Annotated in this window: 21 protein-coding genes; 4 read left to right on the top strand and 17 right to left on the bottom strand. The window is 43.7% G+C overall.

Annotated elements, in window-relative coordinates:
• Nucleotides 1-33 precede the first annotated feature (33 nt).
• Nucleotides 34-582, top strand: coding sequence for an inorganic diphosphatase (ppa, locus tag Q8J82_RS03920; RefSeq protein WP_304891309.1), 549 nt, complete (start codon nucleotides 34-36; stop codon nucleotides 580-582).
• 98 nt (nucleotides 583-680) lie between these two features.
• On the opposite strand, the gene Q8J82_RS03925 is transcribed toward ppa, so the two are convergent.
• The 3 genes from Q8J82_RS03925 to Q8J82_RS03935 all read right to left on the bottom strand — a co-directional run bounded on the left by Q8J82_RS03925 (nucleotide 681) and on the right by Q8J82_RS03935 (nucleotide 4,282).
• Nucleotides 681-1,373, bottom strand: coding sequence for a VIT family protein (locus Q8J82_RS03925; RefSeq protein WP_304891308.1), 693 nt, complete (start codon nucleotides 1,371-1,373; stop codon nucleotides 681-683).
• Between the two features lie 165 nt (nucleotides 1,374-1,538).
• Nucleotides 1,539-3,569, bottom strand: a complete 2,031-nt coding sequence (locus Q8J82_RS03930; protein WP_305327793.1) for a sodium-translocating pyrophosphatase — start codon at nucleotides 3,567-3,569, stop codon at nucleotides 1,539-1,541.
• A gap of 296 nt (nucleotides 3,570-3,865) precedes the next feature.
• On the bottom strand, nucleotides 3,866-4,282 hold the full coding sequence (locus Q8J82_RS03935) for a DciA family protein (protein WP_305327223.1): 417 nt from the start codon (nucleotides 4,280-4,282) through the stop codon (nucleotides 3,866-3,868).
• A gap of 41 nt (nucleotides 4,283-4,323) precedes the next feature.
• Between Q8J82_RS03935 and Q8J82_RS03940 the strand changes: the two genes are divergently transcribed.
• The 3 genes from Q8J82_RS03940 to Q8J82_RS03950 all read left to right on the top strand — a co-directional run bounded on the left by Q8J82_RS03940 (nucleotide 4,324) and on the right by Q8J82_RS03950 (nucleotide 8,332).
• Entirely contained in the window at nucleotides 4,324-5,241 is a 918-nt protein-coding gene (locus tag Q8J82_RS03940; RefSeq protein WP_304890406.1) for a M23 family metallopeptidase, read from the top strand.
• Nucleotides 5,242-5,377: 136 nt separating this feature from the next.
• Nucleotides 5,378-8,101, top strand: a complete 2,724-nt coding sequence (secA, locus tag Q8J82_RS03945) for a preprotein translocase subunit SecA (RefSeq protein ID WP_304890405.1) — start codon at nucleotides 5,378-5,380, stop codon at nucleotides 8,099-8,101.
• Between the two features lie 30 nt (nucleotides 8,102-8,131).
• On the top strand, nucleotides 8,132-8,332 hold the full coding sequence (locus Q8J82_RS03950) for a DUF1289 domain-containing protein (protein WP_304890404.1): 201 nt from the start codon (nucleotides 8,132-8,134) through the stop codon (nucleotides 8,330-8,332).
• Between the two features lie 56 nt (nucleotides 8,333-8,388).
• On the opposite strand, the gene Q8J82_RS03955 is transcribed toward Q8J82_RS03950, so the two are convergent.
• The 14 genes from Q8J82_RS03955 to rsxB form a co-directional block, all read right to left on the bottom strand.
• Nucleotides 8,389-9,918 (bottom strand): SulP family inorganic anion transporter, encoded by a 1,530-nt coding sequence (locus Q8J82_RS03955; RefSeq protein WP_305327959.1) that lies wholly within the window; start codon nucleotides 9,916-9,918, stop codon nucleotides 8,389-8,391.
• A gap of 248 nt (nucleotides 9,919-10,166) precedes the next feature.
• On the bottom strand, nucleotides 10,167-10,958 hold the full coding sequence (locus Q8J82_RS03960; protein ID WP_304890403.1) for a DUF2063 domain-containing protein: 792 nt from the start codon (nucleotides 10,956-10,958) through the stop codon (nucleotides 10,167-10,169).
• A complete protein-coding gene (locus tag Q8J82_RS03965; RefSeq protein ID WP_304909476.1) occupies nucleotides 10,955-11,836 on the bottom strand; it encodes a DUF692 domain-containing protein in 882 nt (293 codons plus the stop codon). Before Q8J82_RS03965 ends, Q8J82_RS03960 begins: the two co-directional genes overlap by 4 nt.
• 79 nt (nucleotides 11,837-11,915) lie before the next feature.
• Complete coding sequence (locus Q8J82_RS03970; RefSeq protein WP_304909475.1) at nucleotides 11,916-12,305, bottom strand: hypothetical protein; 390 nt, start codon at nucleotides 12,303-12,305, stop codon at nucleotides 11,916-11,918.
• Between the two features lie 44 nt (nucleotides 12,306-12,349).
• Complete coding sequence (locus Q8J82_RS03975; RefSeq protein ID WP_304909474.1) at nucleotides 12,350-12,622, bottom strand: zf-HC2 domain-containing protein; 273 nt, start codon at nucleotides 12,620-12,622, stop codon at nucleotides 12,350-12,352.
• A 4-nt stretch (nucleotides 12,623-12,626) separates the two neighbouring features.
• A complete protein-coding gene (locus Q8J82_RS03980) occupies nucleotides 12,627-13,199 on the bottom strand; it encodes a sigma-70 family RNA polymerase sigma factor (RefSeq protein ID WP_304890400.1) in 573 nt (190 codons plus the stop codon).
• Complete coding sequence (locus tag Q8J82_RS03985; protein ID WP_304890399.1) at nucleotides 13,199-13,639, bottom strand: DUF1841 family protein; 441 nt, start codon at nucleotides 13,637-13,639, stop codon at nucleotides 13,199-13,201. The genes Q8J82_RS03980 and Q8J82_RS03985 overlap by 1 nt, the downstream gene beginning before the upstream one ends.
• A 16-nt stretch (nucleotides 13,640-13,655) precedes the next feature.
• On the bottom strand, nucleotides 13,656-14,771 hold the full coding sequence (locus Q8J82_RS03990; RefSeq protein ID WP_305327794.1) for an FIST C-terminal domain-containing protein: 1,116 nt from the start codon (nucleotides 14,769-14,771) through the stop codon (nucleotides 13,656-13,658).
• 37 nt (nucleotides 14,772-14,808) lie between these two features.
• Nucleotides 14,809-15,447, bottom strand: a complete 639-nt coding sequence (gene nth, locus Q8J82_RS03995; protein ID WP_305327795.1) for an endonuclease III — start codon at nucleotides 15,445-15,447, stop codon at nucleotides 14,809-14,811.
• A 51-nt stretch (nucleotides 15,448-15,498) separates the two neighbouring features.
• The gene (locus Q8J82_RS04000) at nucleotides 15,499-16,185 is read right to left on the bottom strand and encodes an electron transport complex subunit E (protein WP_304890396.1); all 687 of its coding nucleotides are present in this window, start codon (nucleotides 16,183-16,185) and stop codon (nucleotides 15,499-15,501) included.
• A gap of 9 nt (nucleotides 16,186-16,194) precedes the next feature.
• Nucleotides 16,195-16,833, bottom strand: coding sequence for an electron transport complex subunit RsxG (gene rsxG / locus Q8J82_RS04005; protein WP_304890395.1), 639 nt, complete (start codon nucleotides 16,831-16,833; stop codon nucleotides 16,195-16,197).
• Nucleotides 16,834-16,854: 21 nt separating this feature from the next.
• Nucleotides 16,855-17,877 carry an electron transport complex subunit RsxD gene (rsxD, locus tag Q8J82_RS04010; protein ID WP_304890394.1) on the bottom strand — a complete coding sequence of 341 codons (1,023 nt, stop codon included), beginning with the start codon at nucleotides 17,875-17,877 and terminating at the stop codon, nucleotides 16,855-16,857.
• A gap of 29 nt (nucleotides 17,878-17,906) precedes the next feature.
• A complete protein-coding gene (gene rsxC, locus Q8J82_RS04015) occupies nucleotides 17,907-19,820 on the bottom strand; it encodes an electron transport complex subunit RsxC (RefSeq protein ID WP_304890393.1) in 1,914 nt (637 codons plus the stop codon).
• A 40-nt stretch (nucleotides 19,821-19,860) separates the two neighbouring features.
• Nucleotides 19,861-20,442: an electron transport complex subunit RsxB gene (rsxB, locus tag Q8J82_RS04020; protein ID WP_304909471.1), complete on the bottom strand. Its 582-nt coding sequence runs from the start codon at nucleotides 20,440-20,442 to the stop codon at nucleotides 19,861-19,863.
• Between the last annotated feature and the right edge of the window lie 5 nt (nucleotides 20,443-20,447).

Below are 20,447 nucleotides of genomic sequence, written 5' to 3' on the forward strand. Positions count from 1 at the left end.
TAATCAGTCAATTTTATAATCTAGGAATCCGCAATGTCGTTAAACCAAGTGCCAACCGGTAAAGATGTGCCAAATGACTTTAATGTCATCATTGAAATCCCAATGCAGGGTGATCCAGTTAAATATGAAGTAGATAAAGACAGCGGCGCGATTTTTGTCGATCGTTTCATGGGAACTGCCATGCAATATCCAACCAATTATGGCTATGTGCCACATACGCTGGCAGATGACGGAGACCCGGTAGATGTGCTAGTAATGACGCCAGTTGCTTTAATTCCTGGTGTTGTAGTGCGTTGTCGTCCACTTGGTGTGCTTTTGATGGAAGATGAAGCTGGCTTAGATGCAAAAGTATTGGCAGTGCCAGTAGAGAAAGTGTGTGGTTTGTACGGTCACCTTAAAACGCATACAGATGTTTCTGAATGGCGTTTGAATATGATTTCTCACTTTTTTGAGCATTACAAAGATTTAGATAAAGGTAAATGGGTGAAAATCAATGGCTGGGGCGATATCGAGCAAGCTAAAAAAGAAATTTTAGATGGTGTTGCCAACTATAACAATGCTAAGGTTAAACCAGCATTCTAAATGGTCAGGTAAACTTGCCAGGTATTAAAACTTAGGTCACATTAAGTAAAAAAGGCAGCTTAAGCTGCCTTTTTTACTTTTATTTTTAATTAAATATGTTACGCAGCTACAACGCCGAATAGGCTTCCAACTCCGGCCGTTGCTGCCATCGCTAATGCACCCCAAAAGGCTACGCGGCCAGTTCCTAGCCAAATGTTGGCACCACCAGCTTTTGCGGCTAGGCCACCTAGCAAGGCTAAAAATGCGAGTGACATACCTGCAACATAAGGTACGGTATTTGTTGAAGAGACGACAACCGCAACCAGTAGAGGCAATGCAGCGCCAACCGCAAACGTGCCTGCAGAAGCCAGCGCGGCTTGAACAGGACGTGCATTCATTGTTTCTATAATGCCGAGCTCATCTCTGGCATGTGCGCCTAGCGCATCATGCTTGGTGAGTTGTAGCGCGACTTGATGAGCTAAATCCGGTGTGAGTCCACGACCAATATAAATACCCTTTAGTTCTTCAAGTTCATGCTCTGGCTGGGTGGCAAGCTCTTCACGTTCACGGGTTAAATCTGCCGCTTCGGTATCGGACTGAGAGCTAACGGAGACATACTCCCCCGCCGCCATTGACATGGCACCAGATACCAAGCCTGCGACACCGGTTAACAGAATCGTATCTTGCGCGGCATTTGCTGCCGCCACGCCAATAATTAAACTCGCGGTGGATACAATGCCATCATTTGCGCCTAAAACCGCCGCACGTAACCAACCAATGCGATGCGAACGGTGATTTTCAGAATGTCTCAAATGTAACTCCTTACCAGATGTACGCCCTGAACATAAGTTTACAACAATACTTTTCGGGTAGTCTGGGTATCTTATTGAATATGTGTTTGTATTATAACCTGTAATAAGAAGTGTAATAAAAAAGGCGGCCTGGGCCGCCTTCATCCGTTACATATATACTTAAATTTACATATGTAATAGAGGTACTATTAACAAAGCTACAATATTGATTATTTTAATCAATGGATTAATTGCTGGCCCCGCAGTATCCTTGTACGGGTCACCAACGGTATCGCCAGTAACGGCTGCTTTATGTGCTTCTGAACCCTTGCCTCCGTGATTGCCATCTTCAATATACTTCTTGGCGTTATCCCAAGCACCACCGCCAGTACACATTGAAATCGCTACAAACAGGCCCGTCACAATAGTACCCATTAACAAGCCGCCTAGCGCGACAGGGCCAAGTAATAAGCCAACTGCAACTGGTACTGCAACAGGTAATAGTGATGGAATCATCATCTCTTTAATGGCGGCTGTGGTGAGCATATCTACCGCTTTGCCGTATTCAGGTTTGCCCGTGCCATCCATAATGCCTTTGATGTCACGGAACTGGCGGCGCACTTCTTCAACCACCGCGCCGGCAGCACGCCCTACCGCTTCCATTGCCATAGCGGCAAATAAGAATGGAATTAAGCCACCAATGAACAGGCCAATAATCACCATTGGGTCACTCAAACTAAAGTCTATTGCCTGGCCAAGGTGAGATTCAAGCTTATGGGTATAATCTGCGAACAATACCAATGCAGCTAAACCTGCAGAACCAATTGCATAGCCTTTAGTAACCGCTTTAGTGGTGTTACCAACCGCATCAAGTGGATCAGTCACGTCACGTACTTCTTTCGGTAAGCCGGCCATTTCTGCAATACCGCCTGCATTGTCAGTAATCGGGCCGTAAGCATCTAGCGCAACAACGATACCAGCCATACTCAGCATAGAAGTTGCGGCAATTGCAATGCCGTATAAACCGCCTAAGTGATGCGATACGAAAATAGCAAGGCAAACTGAAAGCACGGGCCAAGCTGTAGATTTCATTGAAATGCCAATACCTGCAATGATGTTGGTAGCATGGCCGGTAGTAGAGGCTTGTGCAACGTGTCTAACTGGCGCGTAATCCGTGCCTGTATAGTATTCAGTAATCCATACCAATGCTGCAGTTAATACCAAGCCAACCGCGCAAGCACCAAATAGCTGATTGGCTGATATAGTTAAGTCGCCCGCAACTAAGCCTTCTGGGAACATTTTCGTAGTTACAAAGTAAAATGCGGCGAGTGAAATCACACCTGCTACTGCCAAGCCTTTATACAAGGCGGGCATTACGTTTTTCATACCTGGTGAAGCTTTTACAAAGAAGCAGCCAATGATAGACGCTACGATAGAAACTGCCGCCAACATGAGCGGATAGAGAATTGCACTTGAATTAGAGACTAACAGGCTACCCAAGACCATGGTGGCAATTAATGTGACAGCATAAGTCTCAAATAAGTCAGCCGCCATGCCAGCACAGTCACCCACGTTATCGCCAACATTATCAGCAATCACAGCTGGGTTACGCGGATCATCCTCAGGAATGCCAGCTTCAACTTTGCCAACCAAGTCTGCGCCAACGTCCGCACCTTTTGTGAATATGCCGCCACCTAAACGTGCAAAGATGGAAATTAGAGATGAGCCAAAAGCTAAACCAATTAATGGGTTTAAGTCAGTTGCTGCTTCGCCGCCTAAATACCAGTAAAAACCAGCCACGCCTAATAAGCCTAAACCTACTACTAACATACCAGTAATCGCCCCGCCCTTAAAGGCAACGTCTAATGCAGGTGCTATGCCTCGTGTGGCCGCCTGAGCAGTGCGAACGTTAGCCTTAACTGATACATTCATACCAATGAAGCCGCATGCGCCCGATAGCACAGCGCCGACAACAAAGCCAATAGCAGTCTTTAATCCCAGGAAATAGCCAATAAGCACTGCCAGGATAATGCCAACAATGGTAATTGCTTTATATTGACGTGCTAAGTAAGCCGCCGCCCCTTGCTGAATTGCGCTAGCAATCTCTTGCATGCGTGCATTGCCCGCTGGTAAGTTGCTAATCCATTTGCTCATTATTACGCCATATAACACCGCTAAAATAGCAGCGCCAACAGCAATCATTAGTGCGACTGACATAACTTCTCCCTATCTAAATTTTTATAAACCGTGACAAAAAAATAATTTTTAAAACGTTAAAAATAAAACTAGTGCGAACCAAGATATCAATGTGAAACAAAAATGCTAATTGACCAACTGCGAAACGCTTTGTAAAAACTGAAGTTACACCATATTTATTAATGTAAACAATTTGTAACAACGGGTCATTATTGCACTAATAAGCGCGGCGAACAACCGGTAGATTATATGGCTATGGCAATGTGTATTTGCCTTGCTGAAGTTAGACTTAGGGGTTTAATAGAGTGAGTGATGTTTCAATTAGCTTTTGTAGCTAATCTGGCTAGCGCGTCACCAAGTGGTGTGCCGGATAATTTTTTTGAGAGCTGATTTATCTCATCCGCGGCATGAGCGCTAAGCTTTTTGATTACTTTAGGTTTAGCCAGAGGGGTAGATTTTACTTGCACTTTCACCAGAATTGAAGTAACTTCACACCCTTGCTTTTCTAGCTTAATCAATAAGCTAGGTATAAAAAGCTTAATTTTTGCGGCTACAGTATTGTTGTCTGCAAATATCGTAAATTGTTTGTTTTTAATACTACTTGCATGGCTGAATTGTGCCAAATTGTCAGGCGCAATCGCAACCCAGATTTTTTGCGCAGCTTCAGTTTCTATTGAGCGAGCGTTTAATGCAATAAGCTCGGGTTGCTTAAGCAATGAATTAAACTGGCGCATGGTAGCCAGTGTTAAAAATGCGAGTAGTGATTAGGACTGCTATGAATATCATCTTTGTCTCAAATAATATGGCGAAAGCGAAAACACTATCAACACTACAAGTTGGTTTGATTGTGCTCGCGCTAATATTGTTGCCATTGCTATTAGCTTTATTGCTGATTGTGCCACAGGAGTCTGTTGTGCAACAAGGGGCGGGCTCACTTATTCCCGATAAGCTTAAGTTTTCTTTTAACATGAATAACCCACAAAAACATCTTGATGCTTACGCCGTGCAATTAGGGGAGATGCAAGCGCGCATTATGCGTTTGGATGCACAAAGCGAGCGATTGGCCAAGTTGGCTGGTGAGAAGAAGGTGGTGCGTGATAATTCCGAGCCAACCAAGCTTGATGAAAGTAAGTCGCAACCAGCTAATCGAGGCGGACCTTTAGTGCTTAATGCACCAATATCTGAGATTGAATTGCAACAGAAAATCACAGAAACGATGGCAAAAATTGATTTTGATACGGAATATTTAAGTGATATCGAGGCAAAGCTTTTACAACAGAGCGTTTTAAAAGACATGTTGCCCAATAGCAGCCCTGTCAATGCAGCATTTAACAGTTCTAGTTATGGTTGGCGTATTGATCCATTTAACGGGAATAAAGCATTTCATGAAGGCCTGGATTTTTCTGCCTCTACAGGTACACCAATATATGCGGCAGCTGGCGGCATAGTGACATCAGCAGAACATTCACCAGATTATGGTAATATTGTAAAAGTTGATCATGGCTCTGGCTTGGAAACACGTTATGCACATGCCTCAAAATTAATGGTGAAGCTTGGCGATAGGGTTGAGAAAGGTCAGGTGGTGGCGTTAGTGGGTAGTACGGGTCGTTCTACTGGCGCACATTTGCATTATGAAATCAGGTTGAATGGAAATGCGCTGGATCCTAGAAAATATCTTCATGCCAGTCATTGAATTAATTAAACTAAGCCCCATGTACCCCGCATGATAATAAAAAGACACGCCATTAAAAACCACACTTAGAAACTTAAGTTATAAAAAACCTATTTCTCCAATTAAAAATTCTTTAAAGTCGAAAGTCAGTCATTTCATGATATCCACGTTGTTCAAAAAGTTATTTGGTAGCCGTAATGAGAGGTTGGTCAAACAATACGCGCAAAAGGTACATCAAATCAATGCGCTAGAGCCAGCAATGCAGGCCTTGTCTGATGATGAGTTAAGGGCAAAAACTGAAGAGTTCAAACAACGCTTTAACAATGGCGAGACTTTAGAAAAACTTTTGCCAGAAGCCTTTGCTGTTGTGCGTGAAGGTGGTGTGCGTGCCTTAGGTATGCGCCATTTTGACGTGCAAATGATAGGCGGTATGGTGCTTAACGCAGGCAAGATTGGCGAAATGCGTACAGGGGAAGGTAAAACCTTAGTAGCGACTCTGCCAGTTTATTTAAATGCGCTGACAGGTAAGGGTGTGCATGTAGTTACTGTGAATGACTATCTTGCAAAGCGCGATGCTGAATGGATGGGCAAGTTATACAACTTTTTAGGTTTAACAATAGGCATTAATCTATCGCAAATGCCAAATGACGTTAAACGCCAGGCATATTCTGCAGACATTACCTATGGTACCAATAACGAATATGGTTTTGACTATCTGCGAGATAACATGGTGCATGAGCGTGACGGTCGTGTGCAGCGTGGTTTGAGTTATGCTTTAATTGATGAGGTTGATTCAATCTTAATCGATGAAGCACGTACGCCGTTGATTATTTCTGGCCAAGCGGATGACAGCATTGCGCTGTACAGTCAGATTAACGCCGTTGCTGCAAAATTAGTTGCTCAAACCGAAGAAGACGGCGAGGGTGACTTTTGGGTGGATGAAAAAGGCCAAAATGTCGTGATGTCTGAACAAGGACATGAGCATGCAGAAGGCTTGCTCACTGAGGCTGGCTTGTTAGCGGAAGGTTCGAGTTTGTATGAGGCTTCTAATATTACGCTGGTGCATCATCTATATGCCTCACTTCGCGCGCGCAATCTTTACCATAGAGACCAACATTACGTGGTGCGTGATGGTGAAGTGACTATTGTAGATGAAATCAATGGCCGTATGATGCCGGGTCGCCGCTGGTCAGATGGTTTGCATCAAGCAGTTGAAGCTAAAGAAGGTGTAGAGATTCAAAAAGAAAACCAAACGCTCGCCTCTATCACATTTCAAAACTATTTCCGTATGTATACCAAACTTTCAGGTATGACAGGTACTGCAGATACTGAAGCTTATGAGTTTAACCAGATTTACAATTTAGAAACTATTGTGATTCCAACGCACCGCCCTATGTTGCGTAAAGATAATATGGATAAAGTGTACCGCACAGCGCAAGAAAAGTATGCTGCAGTGATATTGGATATTAAAGACTGCCAAAGCCGTGGACAGCCAGTATTGGTAGGCACTACCTCGATTGAAAACTCGGAGCTAATTTCTAAGTTGTTGAATGCAGAAAAATTAGAGCATCAAGTGTTAAATGCTAAGCAGCATGAGCGTGAAGCGCATGTGATTGCACAGGCAGGTCGTCCTGGTGTGATTACCATTGCCACCAACATGGCGGGCCGTGGTACTGATATTGTGCTGGGCGGTAACCCGGAAACAGATATTGAAGCAGTTAAACATGACGAAAAGCTTACGGATGCAGAGAAGCAAACGCGCATCGCTGCGCTTAAAGCAGAATGGCAACAACGACACGATGCAGTTTTAGCTGCTGGCGGCCTGCATATTGCGGGTACGGAGCGTCATGAATCACGTCGCATAGATAACCAGTTACGAGGGCGCTCTGGTCGGCAAGGTGATGCGGGTTCGAGCAGGTTCTATCTTTCATTAGAAGACCAGTTACTTCGTATTTTTGCCTCTGATCGTGTTTCAGCCATTATGGAAAAACTCAACATGCCGGATGGCGAGGCAATTGAGCACCCATGGGTGACACGTGCAATTGAAAATGCGCAACGAAAGGTTGAAGGCCGTAACTTTGATATTCGTAAGCAATTACTAGAATACGACGATGTCGCTAATGATCAGCGTAAGGTGATTTACGAGCAACGTAATGAGTTGTTAGAAGCCGCCGATGTCGGTGAAACTATCAAGGCCATGCGCGAAGATGTGTTGACAAGTATGATTGCTGCTCACATTCCACCGAATAGTGTTGAAGAACAATGGGATGTGCCAGGTTTGGAGCGAGAACTTAAAACTGAAGCCGGAATTGAGATTCCATTGCAAAAAATGCTGGAAGATAACCCTGACTTACACGAAGAAACCCTGCGTGAACGCATTATAGATGCTGCAAATAGCGCTTATGTTGCCAAAGAGCAGCAAGCGAGCCCTGATATCATGCGCCAGTTTGAGCGCTCAGTGATGTTACAAAGCCTGGATAATCATTGGCGCGAACATCTTGCTGCACTGGATCATTTGCGCCAAGGCATACATTTACGTTCTTATGCACAAAAAAATCCTAAACAAGAATATAAGCGTGAAGCTTTTGAGCTATTTGAAGGCCTGCTGAATACGGTAAAAAGCGAAGTGACCAAAGTGACTATGTTGGTACAAGTGAAAACCGAGGCAGATGTTGAGGCCGTTGAAAAACCAGTGGAATTGGAAAATGTACACTATCAACATGCTGATTATGATGAAGCTTTAGCTAACCCGGCTGACACGGAAGCAGCACAGGCCACTAATCAACCAGTGATTCGTGACGGTGTTAAAGTTGGGCGTAATGATCCATGTCCATGTGGCTCAGGTAAAAAATATAAGCAGTGCCACGGTATCTTAAGTTAGCCGCTTCTGTGAAGCTGACGGATAAATAATATGACGGAAAACACGCAGCCCGAGATTAAGTCGCCCTGTATTGGTGTATGTGCGGTGGACGAATCGAGCGGTTTGTGCCAAGGCTGTTATCGCACCATCGATGAAATAAAGGCTTGGTGGGGTATGGGGCAAACGGAACAAAAAAACTTGCTTGTAGCGCTAGAAGAACGGCAGCTACAGCAAGTTAATTTCGACGATTAGTTTATGGGCGGTTGCTAACCCTCCCAGAAGCCCAAGTTGGTTGGGTTAGGGATGCATCATCCCAACTTGTTATCAGCTATGTGATATTTTGGGTCTTCCAATACATTCACTTCTATCATGCCTTTGGCTTTATCTAGTAGTTCCAGGCAATCTTGACTAAGATGTTTTAAATGCAGCTGTTTACCAACTGACTGATAGCGCTCTGCAAGTGAGTCAATTGCGGCTAGTGCTGAATGATCTGCGACCTTTGCATTTTTAAAATCAATCGCAACTTCTTGTGGATCATCAGCAGGAGAAAACAGATTCTGAAAAGCAGCAATTGAAGCGAAAAATAATGTTCCCTGCAATTCGTATACTTTCCAGCCATGTTCATTGGTGCGCGTTGTTACGCTGATTTGTTTGGCATGTTCCCATGCGAACACCAAGGCAGAGAAAATAACACCAACAATTACAGCAATCGCTAAATCAGCAACGACTGTAATACTTGCTACCAATACGATAACCAATAAATCAGGCTTAGGTACTTTGCCATATAATCTAAAGCTTCCCCACTCAAAGGTTTTTTCTGCAACGACAAACATTACGCCAATCAATGCTGCGAGTGGAATCATTTCAATCCAGTGTGATGCAAACAGAATAAATGAAAGCAAAAATACCGCAGTGGCTATGCCTGAAAGTCTTTTTAATGCACCGTTATTCACGTTAATCATACTTTGACCAATCATGGCACATCCACCCATTCCACCGAAGAAACCTGTCACCACGTTGGCTATGCCTTGAGCGAGCGACTCGCGGTTAGGCTTGCCTCTGGTGTCGGTCATGTCGTCAATAAGGTTAAGTGTCAGCAAAGTTTCAATCAAGCCAATCGCTGCCAGTATTAAGGCGTAGGGAAAAATAATAGTAAGCGTTTCAAAATTGAATGGCACAGTGGGTAAATGGAAGTTAGGCAAACCACCAGCGATAGAGCCTAAATCGCCTACGGTTTTTGTATCGACCTTCAGGAAAGTTACACCGAATGATACTAGCATGATGGCGGCTAAGGTCGATGGAATGGCTTTGGTAAGTTTAGGTAACAGGTAGATTACTGCCATAGTTAAGGCTATTAACCCCAGCATGATATAAAGAGCGTAGCCGCTCATCCGGGTGGCAGTACCATCTTCAGCGACAGTTTTAAAATGCCCAAATTGCGCCAGAAAAATCACAATGGCTAAGCCATTTACAAAGCCCAGCATCACTGGGTACGGCACCATGCGGATAAATTTACCCAGCTTGGCTACTGCAAACAGTATTTGCAGTATGCCCATGAGTACAACTGTAGCAAATAAATACTCAACGCCATGCTGTACAACCAGTGCCACCATCACTACAGCCAGAGCGCCGGTTGCGCCAGAAATCATGCCTGGGCGGCCGCCAAAGGCAGAGGTGATGAAGGCAACGATTACGGCGGCATACAAGCCTGTGAGAGGTGACACGTGGGCAATAAGGGCAAAGGCAATAGCTTCTGGCACCATAGCCAATGCGACGGTTAAGCCACTAAGTAAATTGGTTTTAATTTCTTGAGGGTTAAGGTTGTTGATGTTTAAAATTGACAAAATGTTCTCCGATTGTCAGTCATTGGTAATACATTTTTTGCAGATGAATGTTGCTGGCTGCAAAAAATAGAGGTGAAACTGCTTGTTTTTTGTTTAGGCTTAACGGAGTTGGGAGGTATTACAGAGGGTTACATGGGCAATGGTTTTGTTTCTACAATGCAATTATCTCATATTTCTTAGTAACTTATGGTGCTTAACTTTGTTTTTATGTGGTGAAATATTGTTTGATGGAATTGGCTAAGTTAGTCACCAAGGTTAGATGAAGCTGTACCAAGAATCACGCCTTGGCTTCTTAGGTTCTCCAGAGTTTCCAGCCCAAATTGAATGATAGTTTCAGGATGTGGTTGCGCTATCTCATTAGCGAGCAATGTGAGTGCTTGCTCACCAGTGATTTTATTTTGTTGTAATAATAAAAGCAGTCTAAATGTAATAGCATTTAATTCTGTAAACTTAACCAAATCCTCTGTGTTGCGGTGCACCAAAAGATGTGTGCTTTGTTTTTGTTTGGGTTTGTTACGAAGTGAAATTTTGTGCACGGCATAGTCATAATGCAGTAATTGCATTGTTGGTGCAAAAACTGGGTGTCCTGTGAGTAAATTACCTGCTAGGTTGATTTTTTCACTGGCCAACTCAGGCGCTGGCATTGAAGCTACCAACAGTTCTATCCATTCATAATGGCATAGGCTTGCGAGATAAGGCGGCAGTAACGGCTTAACATCAGTGTTTGCATGTGTGTTTGTGTCACTTAAAAAACTTAAGAACTCTTCAGGAATTTGTCTAAAAATTGGCGTATTTGCAGCGTGTTCCCGCAAAAAAGCTTGAGTTAATTTTAACCATGCACGCTTGCCTAAAACTTTTTGCGCAACGGGAAAGCAGGCAGATACTGATGCAAATAGATTATTAAACACAATTTCTTGATATACAGCCATGCGGTTAGCATCCACGCCTTGAGGACGTGGCTGATGGTGTGGGTTGCGTATGTGTGCGGTAAATGCTAATTGATAGCGCTGAAAGCTCGGCAGGTTAGCACTCATGATATTTGTTGATTGCTTTGGTTAAGTTGTAACTGGGCAATTTTATTGATTTCGCTCATCAAAATTTTCAAAGGTGGGATATTGGTGTCTCGTTCTAGCAGGGTCGGGAAAGTGCCAAATAGTTGGTAAGATTCTTCGAGCAAAGCCCAAACAGGGTCAATGATGTTTTCACCATGTGTATCTATCAATAAATTCGGGGTTTGTTGGTAATGCCCCGCCACATGGCTATAGATAATACGTTCACCTGGGATGCCACGTAAAAATTCATGCGGGTTAAAGTTGAAGTTAACGCTATTCACGTAAATGTTATTGATGTCTAGGTGAAGCAAGCAATCCGCTTCATCTAGCACGGCTTTAAGGAATGTTAGTTCGCTCATTTCTGACACGGGCGCCGCTACATAAAATGAGGCATTTTCAATACCAATCTGCTGCCCTAAAATATCTTGTGTTTGACGTATGCGTTGAGCTACGTAATGCACAGCTTCTTCAGTAAATGGAATGGGTAGCAGGTCATATAAATAACCTTGTTTACCTTTATAGCCATCCGTGGAGTAGCTTAAATGTTCGGTGTAAATGGGTATCTGATACTGATGCAGAAAGTTTTTGACTTGTTTTACAAAGCCAACATTAAGCGGGCTTAGCCCACCTAGTGATAGGCACAAGCCGTGACAAACAATCGGGTATCGTTCTACAAACCAATCAAGTTGCTTGGCGGCTTTGCCACCTGCATTAATCCAGTTTTCAGGGGCAATTTCAAGAAAGTTGATATTGGCGATAGACTCCTCGCCAAATGCAGCTTGAATTTGGGGAATCAGCTCGCGCTTTAACCCCAAACCCACGCCATTGATTTTAGATTTTGCATGATTAAAAGTGGTCATGTTAAATCTAATTAAAACTAAACCAGTAATTCATCTGGGTTTATTTACTTGGTATATTTATTAGGATTATTTATACGGTTTATTTAGTAGTGCTTTCCATTTCTTTTTTCATTTCAGCGCTGCAAGAACCCTCTTTCATTTTCTCTGCGCTGCAAGATCCTTCACGCGCTTTATCGGCTGACCCTTTCATCTCTGCACTACAAGATCCATCTTTCATTTTTTCTGCACTGCATGAACCTTCTTTAGCTTTTTCAGTTTGAGTCTTTTTTGTTTTTTTCATGTTAGCGCCACATTTGCCAGCACCGCATTTACCGTCCTTCATTTTTGCATCTTGTTCGGCAACTTGATAGCCTGAGGATAATGATTTTGCTGCAAATGGATTTTCTGCAGCATTCACTGAAGTTGCTGCGATTGATAAAGCGAATGCACCGCTAACAGCAAGTGCGATTGATTTTTGTGTGTTGTTCATGATAAGTCCTTCAAATAAATATTGTTAAAAAGTAAATTACGTCATTAATGTTTTTTAGATTCAATCGCACTAGAAATTTTTTGAAAAATTCTAGCTTTAGACTCTAATGGAAGCTGTACAGAACTGTCATTTTCAATATTATGTTTAATGCGTATAACCGCACTGCTAAGTAAACGCAATTGACGGCTAAAACGAGTACAAGCACCGCATAAAAATAGATGAAACCTCAATTTCATACGGTCTGAACCTGACAAAGGACTGTCTAACGACTGTGAGATAATTTGGCTTGCCTGTTTGCAGCTGAGCATCCATTTCATATTGTTACCCGGTAATCCAATGTATCTCTAAACATTTCCTTAATCCCATACGGGCTCTGTACAACATCACCCAAGCATTGGTCGCAGTAACTTCCAGTTCCTTACAAATAGCTTCATTGTCAGTTTCCTGGACGTCACGCATCATGAAAATTGTCGCCAATTTGGCTGGTAGCTTATCAATACAGCCACTTAATATGTTTAAAAATTGTTTTTGCTCAAGTGCTTCTTCTGGCATGTCCAATGTTTGCGGTTTATCAAGCCAATGGCCGTTTTTGTCAAAAAAGTCATCCATACTGGTATCGGATGCATCTAGATCAATTAAATCAGAGAGCGGTTGCTCGCGAAATTGCTTACGCTGCGAATCAATGATTTTATGTTTAAGTATGCCGGTCAGCCAGGTTCTGGCTGAAGATGCACCTTCAAAACTATTACTTTTAATGGCTGCGAGCATGGTTTCCTGCACGGCATCCTCGGCTTGATGCGGGTCGCGCAACCTAGCCAGAGCGAAGCGATAGAGGTAATCACCGTGTTCATTTAGCCAGTCATTTACATTTTTATTCAGCAGACTTGTATTCATTACACATGCCCCAGCTTTTGTTTTAGTAAATTCAAATAATGTTCGGAATCCATCGGTTGATTATTACGTTGTGCTTGCCAAATTGTTTCTGCGAGACAGTCTATTAAGTCATGATACGCAAGATGGGTATCGTTATGTTGCTGTCGTAATTTATCATAAATCTCGCGAATTCCAATAGGCTGGTTGATGCTAATTTGCTCGATGACTGATAAGTGTAAACTTAAATGCAAAAATGGATTGGTTTCACCCATTTCTGGAAAGTATTGTTGGTGCATATAGCGTTCTGGCGCATCTAATACTGCATGATACTCAGGATGCATTTGTATGACTTCAACCGCTATTTTTTCTAAATCTGTTAGTGTCAGGTACTGTTTGAATTTTCCCCACGCATCAAACAAAAACTGACGGGCTTGGTCACGGCTTGGGTTATATAAGCTCATTTTTTAACTCAATTTTTTATTTAAGGTTAAGTGTAGCCAGTTCGCTAAATAAACTTAGAACTGCGGAATACGGCAGTAATTGATTTTTACCGCCAATAGTCGCAATTTCACTGTTACCATAAAAACCTAATAATGGCATGTTGGGTAGCTGCTGAGTAATCACTTTTAGATCATGGTCTATGCCGTCATAAAAGGGGCCGCGACCTATACAGGAAAATAGCAGACCAAAATCAGCTTTAGCCCCTAATTCTTTTGTCAATGATTGAGTGGTAAGGACTAAGTCTACTTCTGCTGTTGCTTGATCCCGCAAACCCCAGCACAAATATTGCCCAACTTCCAGAGTTTGAGCCAGCGTTATGCTGCCAGTAGACTCATCGACACTGATTAAATTAGCTTGCTCATACTCCCCTTTGTGGATAACCTCGGCACTGCTTGCGTATACAGCCATGACCAAATGTGAGGGTAACGTTGTATCACTTTTAATATTTGCGTTACTTTTACGATGTGATTCCCAAGCTTTTTGTAGTGCTGCAAAAGGTGATTTATTGTCTAGTAGCTCAATATCATAACCATTTATGTGCTGAATTTTTTTTGGTTTAGTGAGTAGTTTTAACCCATGTGAAGCTTTAGTGGCTAATTTAACGCCAGTAAAAAAGGCCTCTATCCGGCCCGTGCTGTCAGCTTTGGCATTTTGCCATACAGAAAAAGGCCCTTGGCCAAGCGCATCACCTGACACTCCGCCATAACGTGCATTGCCGTCATTTAGCCAAGTACTATTAATCGCATTAGGTGCAGTCAGGGTTAACAAGGCTTGTTGCGTGTGGTTAAACTTGGCCGAGTGAATGCTGACATCACCACCAAATACCATTACGGCTACTGCTGGAGAGTCCAACACCCAGTCTTCTTCAGTGAAGATTCCTGTTGCTGAGCATCCAAGGACCTGCGTACAGTTGGCCGCTTTAGCGGCCGCTTTAATAGCTGGTTGAGGATTATCTGCAAACTCGGTGGTGAGTAACAGCAGGACTGAGTTTGCAATAGAAATATCTGCCTTAAGCATCGCCTTGGCAACAGCTTCTGCCACCAGCGCGGGTGTGGCTTTATTGCCCAGCACAATGCTTGTTGCTACTTTCATTGATGGCCTTGGGGTAATTTAGTCAGGGACATATTCTTTAGTTTGCGTATTCTTTTGCCGTGTATTCACATAAATCCTCAATGCAACATTCTGCGCATTTCGGCCTGCGTGCTGTGCAAATGTAACGTCCATGCAAGATGAGCAAATGATGCGCATCTTTTATGAATTCGGCAGGTATCGTTTTGAGATACTTCATTTCCACTTCCAGCACGGTTTTGCCTGTAGCGAGTTTAATGCGATTACCTAATCTAAATAAATGAGTGTCTACAGCAATGGTCGGTTCACCAAATGCCGTATTCAAAATCACATTGGCAGTTTTTCTCCCTACGCCTGGCAGCGCTTCGAGCGCCTTACGGGTATTTGGCACTTGTGATTGATGATGTGAAATTAACATCTGACAGGTCGCTAGTACATTTTTCGCTTTGGAGTGGTATAAACCGATAGTTCTAATGTATTCCTCTAACCCATGTAACCCTAATGCCAATATACTTTCTGGAGTATTGGCGACGGCAAACAACCTTTCAGTGGCAATATTCACACTTTTGTCTGTAGCCTGTGCTGACAAGATGACAGCAATTAGCAGTTCAAACGTACTGTTATGCTTGAGCTCTGTAGTGGGGTTAGGAATAGCAATACTTAAGCGCTTAAAAATTTCAAAGCGATGCTTAGCATTCATTGTTGACACCTGAGCTGGTTGGTGAGCATGTCGAACTAGACGAAGGGCTGATTAGTGGCTGAGTGCTGGCTCAAGTTGTGCCGTTGGTGCATTGGTTTTAGCTGTTTTTTTGATTTCAATCCAATTGCGCACAGCAATCAGTGCACCTAGCCCTAAAAATGCGCCGGGCGGCAACACGGCTAATAAGAATCCGTGATAATCAGGAATTACCGTTAATATAAACTGCTTGGCTTCAGGGCCGAATACCAAATCTAAGCCAGAAAACAGCGTGCCCTTGCCTATAATTTCACGCATGCCGCCTAGTAAGCCAAGCACTAACGCTAAGCCTATTCCCATCATGAAGCCATCCAGTATTGAAGGGACTGGCGAATTTTTTGCGGCAAATGATTCTACCCGCGCAAGTACGATGCAATTGACTACTATCAGCGGGATAAAAATCCCTAAGACTTTATGCAGCGGATGTGCAAACGCATTGATGGATAAATCAATGACGGTAACTAAAGCCGCAATCACTAAAATAAAAACGGGCACGCGGATTTCGCTTGGAATGAATCTGCGCACAGGGGATACTGAGCCATTAGATGCCGCCATGACAAGTGCGGTTGCAAGTCCTAAGCTTAAACCATTTACCGCAGTCGTCGTCACTGCCAGCGTTGGACATAAGCCCAGTAGCTGAACTACGCCTGGATTTTGTTTCCATAGGCCGTTGATGGTGATTTCTTTATAGAGGTTGCTCATAATACTTCCTTAAACGGCTTCATTTGCAACGGCAAATACTGTTTGCTTATTCATTTCAAAATACTGCAACGCTTTTAAAACCGCTTTTACCACGGCACGAGGTGTAATGGTGGCTCCGACCATGTAATCAAACTTGCCGCCATCTTTTAGCACCTGCCATTTTTCAGCTGGTGTTTTATGGACAGATTCGTCATTAAATAGTTTTATCCAATTGCCATGTGCAATATCGATATAATCGCCCAAACCAGGTGTTTCTTTGTGCGCCAATACACGCACACCACTAATAGAGCCGTCAGCACGAATCGCGATTAGTAATTTGATGTCACCGCTATAACCATCGTGTGCAACGGCTTCTAATATAACACCCACGGTTTTGTTGTCGAATTTAGCGATATTGGCGATGCTGGCTTGGCGGTTGCCTAACTGCTCATTAGGCGGTATCTCTACAGTCTCTTTTAACAACTCGTTATCGTAAGCGTTTTCAGGCAAAATTTGTTTAAAAAGCGCCAAACGAGCTTCTTTCTCGCTAGCCTCAATAGGCGCGCGCGTGATTTCAAACACATAAGCGAGTAGCAACGTTCCCACGAACGCAAAAGCGAGCATGGTGACTGCGGTTTTTAAAGCATGTTTAAATATGGTTTCTGGCATATTTATTTTAATAGTCCATATTCAAGGTTTTTTGTGCCCGAATACGCGGGGCTGCGTATGTGCATCTATGAGCGGCACACACATATTCATAATTAAAACTGCAAATGCGACGCCATCTGGATAGCCGCCATATACGCGAATTAAATAGGTCAGAACTCCAACGCCAGCGGCGAAATAAAGTTTACCGCGTGGTGTTGTCGGCCCACTGACAGGATCAGTAATGATAAAAAATGCACACAACAAAGATGCCCCACTCATTAAATGGAATAGCGGATTAGCAAAGTGTGTAGGGTTCACAGCGTAAAATGCTAAAGAAATAGTCGCTAATGCTGCTAAAAATGCGGTGGGTAAATGCCAGCTTATAATCCGCTGTTGTAATAAATATAAACCGCCTAGCAAATAGGCACCTGTGATTACCTCTCCACCCTTTGCGCCATACATGCCGAATATCGGTGATTCTATAATGCTCGCCACTTCATGTTTGAGCGTTAATTGTGTTTTTAAGTAATCAAGAGGAGTAGCGGAGGTGATGGCATCGACTTTAATATCCGTCGGCAGCACACCGCTAAAAATATAATTTAATTGATCCATAAAATTAAGCGGATGTTCTGCCAATAATAGCGGTGCAGGCCATTTAGTCATTATCAGCGGAAAAGAAATAAGTAGTACCGCGTAACCAACCATAGCGGGGTTGAACGGATTGTAGCCCAAGCCACCATAAAGTTGCTTGGCAATGACGATAGCAAAGAACGTACCCACTACGACTAGCCACCAAGGCGCCAAGGGCGGTAACGCAAGCGCTAATAACCATGCTGTGACTACTGCGCTCATGTCCATTAAATACGGCTTAATAGGACGCTGGCGAATTTTTAGCAAGGCAGCTTCTGCCGCTAAAGCTGTGATGGTTGCTAGCGTAATGCTCACTAAAATACCGCCACCATAAATCCATACATACGCAATAATGCCAGGCACCAGCGCAAGCAGCACCTTAAGCATAATGGCGCTAACGGTTGGTGCGTCTGTAATATACGGAGAACGGTTCAAGTCTTTAGTCCTATTAGGGTTACTTAATTTTAATTCTTATTATCGGTAGAAAGTTTTGCTTTTTCACGAATAGCATCTGTTTCATTGATTTCAGCTTGAACCGAAGCGCTTATATTGTCTACATTTTTCGGGACAACACCCGCTTGGGCTGCCGCTAGTTTTTGCGCTTTTGCACGCTCAATGGCTGCCGCTATCAGCGCTTGTTTATCTTGCTTTACCTGGGTTTCATTAACAGATAATCCTGCGGCCTCCATTTCTGGGGTTTTAGCTATATTAGTCGCTTCAGCTTTTTCTGCTGCTAATTCTTGATTAGCGGGGGCAGATGATAATTTCTGTGCTTTCGCTCTTGCTATTGCAGCGGCTATTGCCGCTTGTTTGTCGTTAACGCTAGGTGTGGCTTCGCTTGAAACGGTAGACTCAGCTTCTGATTTATTAGCTGATGCATCTTCAACTTTAGCTTGCGTTTTTCCTGCCTGAGCACGCTCGGCATGTTTTTGAGCACGTTCTAGTTTTTCACGCTCAATACGCGCTAATCTGAAATCATTGCGTTCACGCGCCAAATCAGCGGCTTCTTTGGCCTTGTCAGTTGCAATGATTTCACTTTTTGCATATCGATAATATTGCACCAGCGGAATGTCGCTTGGGCATACATAAGAGCAGCAGCCACATTCGATACAATCAAATAAATTGTAGTCGCGTGCCTTTTCAAAGTTATCTGATTTTGCAAACCAGTAAAGTTCTTGTGGCTGCAGGTTAACTGGGCAGGCGTCCGCACAACGTGCGCAACGTATGCAAGGCATGGCAGGCGGCGGTGGTGCAAATAGGCCTGGCGCTGCAGCAATTATGCAGTTAGCGGCTTTAGTAATCGGTACATGCTCATTAGGCAAGTCAAACCCCATCATCGGGCCACCCATAATGAAGTGCGTTGTATCTTGCTTAGTGCCGCCCGCAGCTGCTACCAATGATTCAAGCGGGGTTCCAAATAACACTTCAAAATTTTGCGGTGTATGTACATTGCCTGTAATGGTCACAATGCGGCTAATAGAGGGTTCGCCGAATTCAAAGTAACGGTAAATAGCTAACACGGTGGCTATGTTGAATACTTGTACGCCTACATCGGTTGAGCGTTTATCGTGAGGGATTTCAATATCCAGCAACAAATGAATCAGGCGACGCGCATCACCGCTAGGATATAGCGTGGGTACAACCTTCACTAGCATATCGTCACTTACGCATGCGGCTGACATGGCACGGGCAGCTTCCGGCTTGTTATCCTCAATGCCAATAATACTTTTTTCTGCACCTAGCAGATACTTTACGATTTCAATGCCTTTGACGATTTCATCTGCACGTTCGCGCATCAGCATGTCGTCGCATGTAATATACGGCTCACATTCTGCGGCATTAATCACTAAGGTATGTACATTAGATTTGCCGTTTGAGTGCAATTTAATATGGGTTGGGAAAGTGGCGCCACCCAAACCAACAATGCCTGATTCACGCAAGCTATCAACCAATATTTTTTTATCGGTATGCCGCCAGTCGATTGGGTGCAGCTGTCCCCATGTGTCTTTGCCATCTGGTGTTAGTGTAATGCACATATCAGGCAAGCCGGAAGGATGCGGAATCACCTCTTCACTAATGGCTGAAATAGTGCCAGAAGTTGGCGCATGAATGGCTGCAGATACTGTGCCTTCAGGCTCTGCGAGCATTTGACCTTTAAGAACTTGGTCGCCCACTTGCACTTTAATTTTAGGGATATAGCCTACATGCTGACGTAGAGGTAGTATCAGTTTCTCAGGGATGGCAAGCTTGGCTATTGGGCGTGTTGTTGATTCAGCTTTGTGATCGCGAGGATGCACACCACCATTAAACTTAAAAACATCTTTATTGCTAGAGACGCCGCGAATCAAGTTGCTCGCAAAATTGATAATTGCATTCATGCTTAAGTTTTATTTATTTGAGTACTATTTTAATTTAGTGTTATTTAGTTAAATTGGCGTTATTTGCATCAAAAGACACGGCGATAATGGGTATCACCGGATATTTCCATTTCCAGTTATCCGGGTTCTCTGCAATTGGTATCATTGTAATGCAGTCCACAGGACAAGGCGCAAGGCATAGTTCGCAACCAGTACATTCAGAGGCAATAATGGTGTGCATATGTTTTGCTGCACCTAGAATAGCGTCTACAGGGCAGGCCTGTATGCACAAAGTGCAGCCAATGCAGGTGGCCTCATCTATAAAGGCGACAGATTTAGGTTTAGGCAAGCCATGTTCAGCGTTGAGTGGCTTGTATTCCACCCCCATTAGGTCCGCTAATGCATGTGCGCCAGCCTCGCCACCCGGCGGGCATTGATTGATATCCGCTTCACCAGCCGCAATCGCCATCGCATAGGGTTTGCAGCCTGGGTAGCCGCATTGCCCGCATTGTGTCTGTGGCAAGATAGCATCTATTCGTGCGACCAATGGGTCACCCTCTACTTTAAATAATAAAGCAGAAATGCCTAATAACACTCCAAGCACTAGAGCAAGGCCAAGCATGATATAAAGGGCTGTTAACATGTTTT

Origin of the sequence: Methylotenera sp. (assembly GCF_030684185.1) — a bacterium.
GTDB lineage: Bacteria > Pseudomonadota > Gammaproteobacteria > Burkholderiales > Methylophilaceae > Methylotenera.

Excerpts from the sequence above, each read along its gene's own strand:
- ppa (WP_304891309.1), top strand. The coding sequence starts at position 34 with ATGTCGTTAAACCAAGTGCCAACCGGTAAAGATGTGCCAAATGACTTT.
- Q8J82_RS03930 (WP_305327793.1), bottom strand. The coding sequence starts at position 3,569 with ATGTCAGTCGCACTAATGATTGCTGTTGGCGCTGCTATTTTAGCGGTG.
- Q8J82_RS03935 (WP_305327223.1), bottom strand. The coding sequence starts at position 4,282 with ATGCGCCAGTTTAATTCATTGCTTAAGCAACCCGAGCTTATTGCATTA.
- Q8J82_RS03940 (WP_304890406.1), top strand. The coding sequence starts at position 4,324 with ATGAATATCATCTTTGTCTCAAATAATATGGCGAAAGCGAAAACACTA.
- secA (WP_304890405.1), top strand. The coding sequence starts at position 5,378 with ATGATATCCACGTTGTTCAAAAAGTTATTTGGTAGCCGTAATGAGAGG.
- Q8J82_RS03950 (WP_304890404.1), top strand. The coding sequence starts at position 8,132 with ATGACGGAAAACACGCAGCCCGAGATTAAGTCGCCCTGTATTGGTGTA.
- Q8J82_RS03960 (WP_304890403.1), bottom strand. The coding sequence starts at position 10,958 with ATGAGTGCTAACCTGCCGAGCTTTCAGCGCTATCAATTAGCATTTACC.
- Q8J82_RS03965 (WP_304909476.1), bottom strand. The coding sequence starts at position 11,836 with ATGACCACTTTTAATCATGCAAAATCTAAAATCAATGGCGTGGGTTTG.
- Q8J82_RS03970 (WP_304909475.1), bottom strand. The coding sequence starts at position 12,305 with ATGAACAACACACAAAAATCAATCGCACTTGCTGTTAGCGGTGCATTC.
- Q8J82_RS03975 (WP_304909474.1), bottom strand. The coding sequence starts at position 12,622 with ATGAAATGGATGCTCAGCTGCAAACAGGCAAGCCAAATTATCTCACAG.
- Q8J82_RS03980 (WP_304890400.1), bottom strand. The coding sequence starts at position 13,199 with ATGAATACAAGTCTGCTGAATAAAAATGTAAATGACTGGCTAAATGAA.
- Q8J82_RS03985 (WP_304890399.1), bottom strand. The coding sequence starts at position 13,639 with ATGAGCTTATATAACCCAAGCCGTGACCAAGCCCGTCAGTTTTTGTTT.
- Q8J82_RS03990 (WP_305327794.1), bottom strand. The coding sequence starts at position 14,771 with ATGAAAGTAGCAACAAGCATTGTGCTGGGCAATAAAGCCACACCCGCG.
- nth (WP_305327795.1), bottom strand. The coding sequence starts at position 15,447 with ATGAATGCTAAGCATCGCTTTGAAATTTTTAAGCGCTTAAGTATTGCT.
- Q8J82_RS04000 (WP_304890396.1), bottom strand. The coding sequence starts at position 16,185 with ATGAGCAACCTCTATAAAGAAATCACCATCAACGGCCTATGGAAACAA.
- rsxG (WP_304890395.1), bottom strand. The coding sequence starts at position 16,833 with ATGCCAGAAACCATATTTAAACATGCTTTAAAAACCGCAGTCACCATG.
- rsxC (WP_304890393.1), bottom strand. The coding sequence starts at position 19,820 with ATGAATGCAATTATCAATTTTGCGAGCAACTTGATTCGCGGCGTCTCT.
- rsxB (WP_304909471.1), bottom strand. The coding sequence starts at position 20,442 with ATGTTAACAGCCCTTTATATCATGCTTGGCCTTGCTCTAGTGCTTGGA.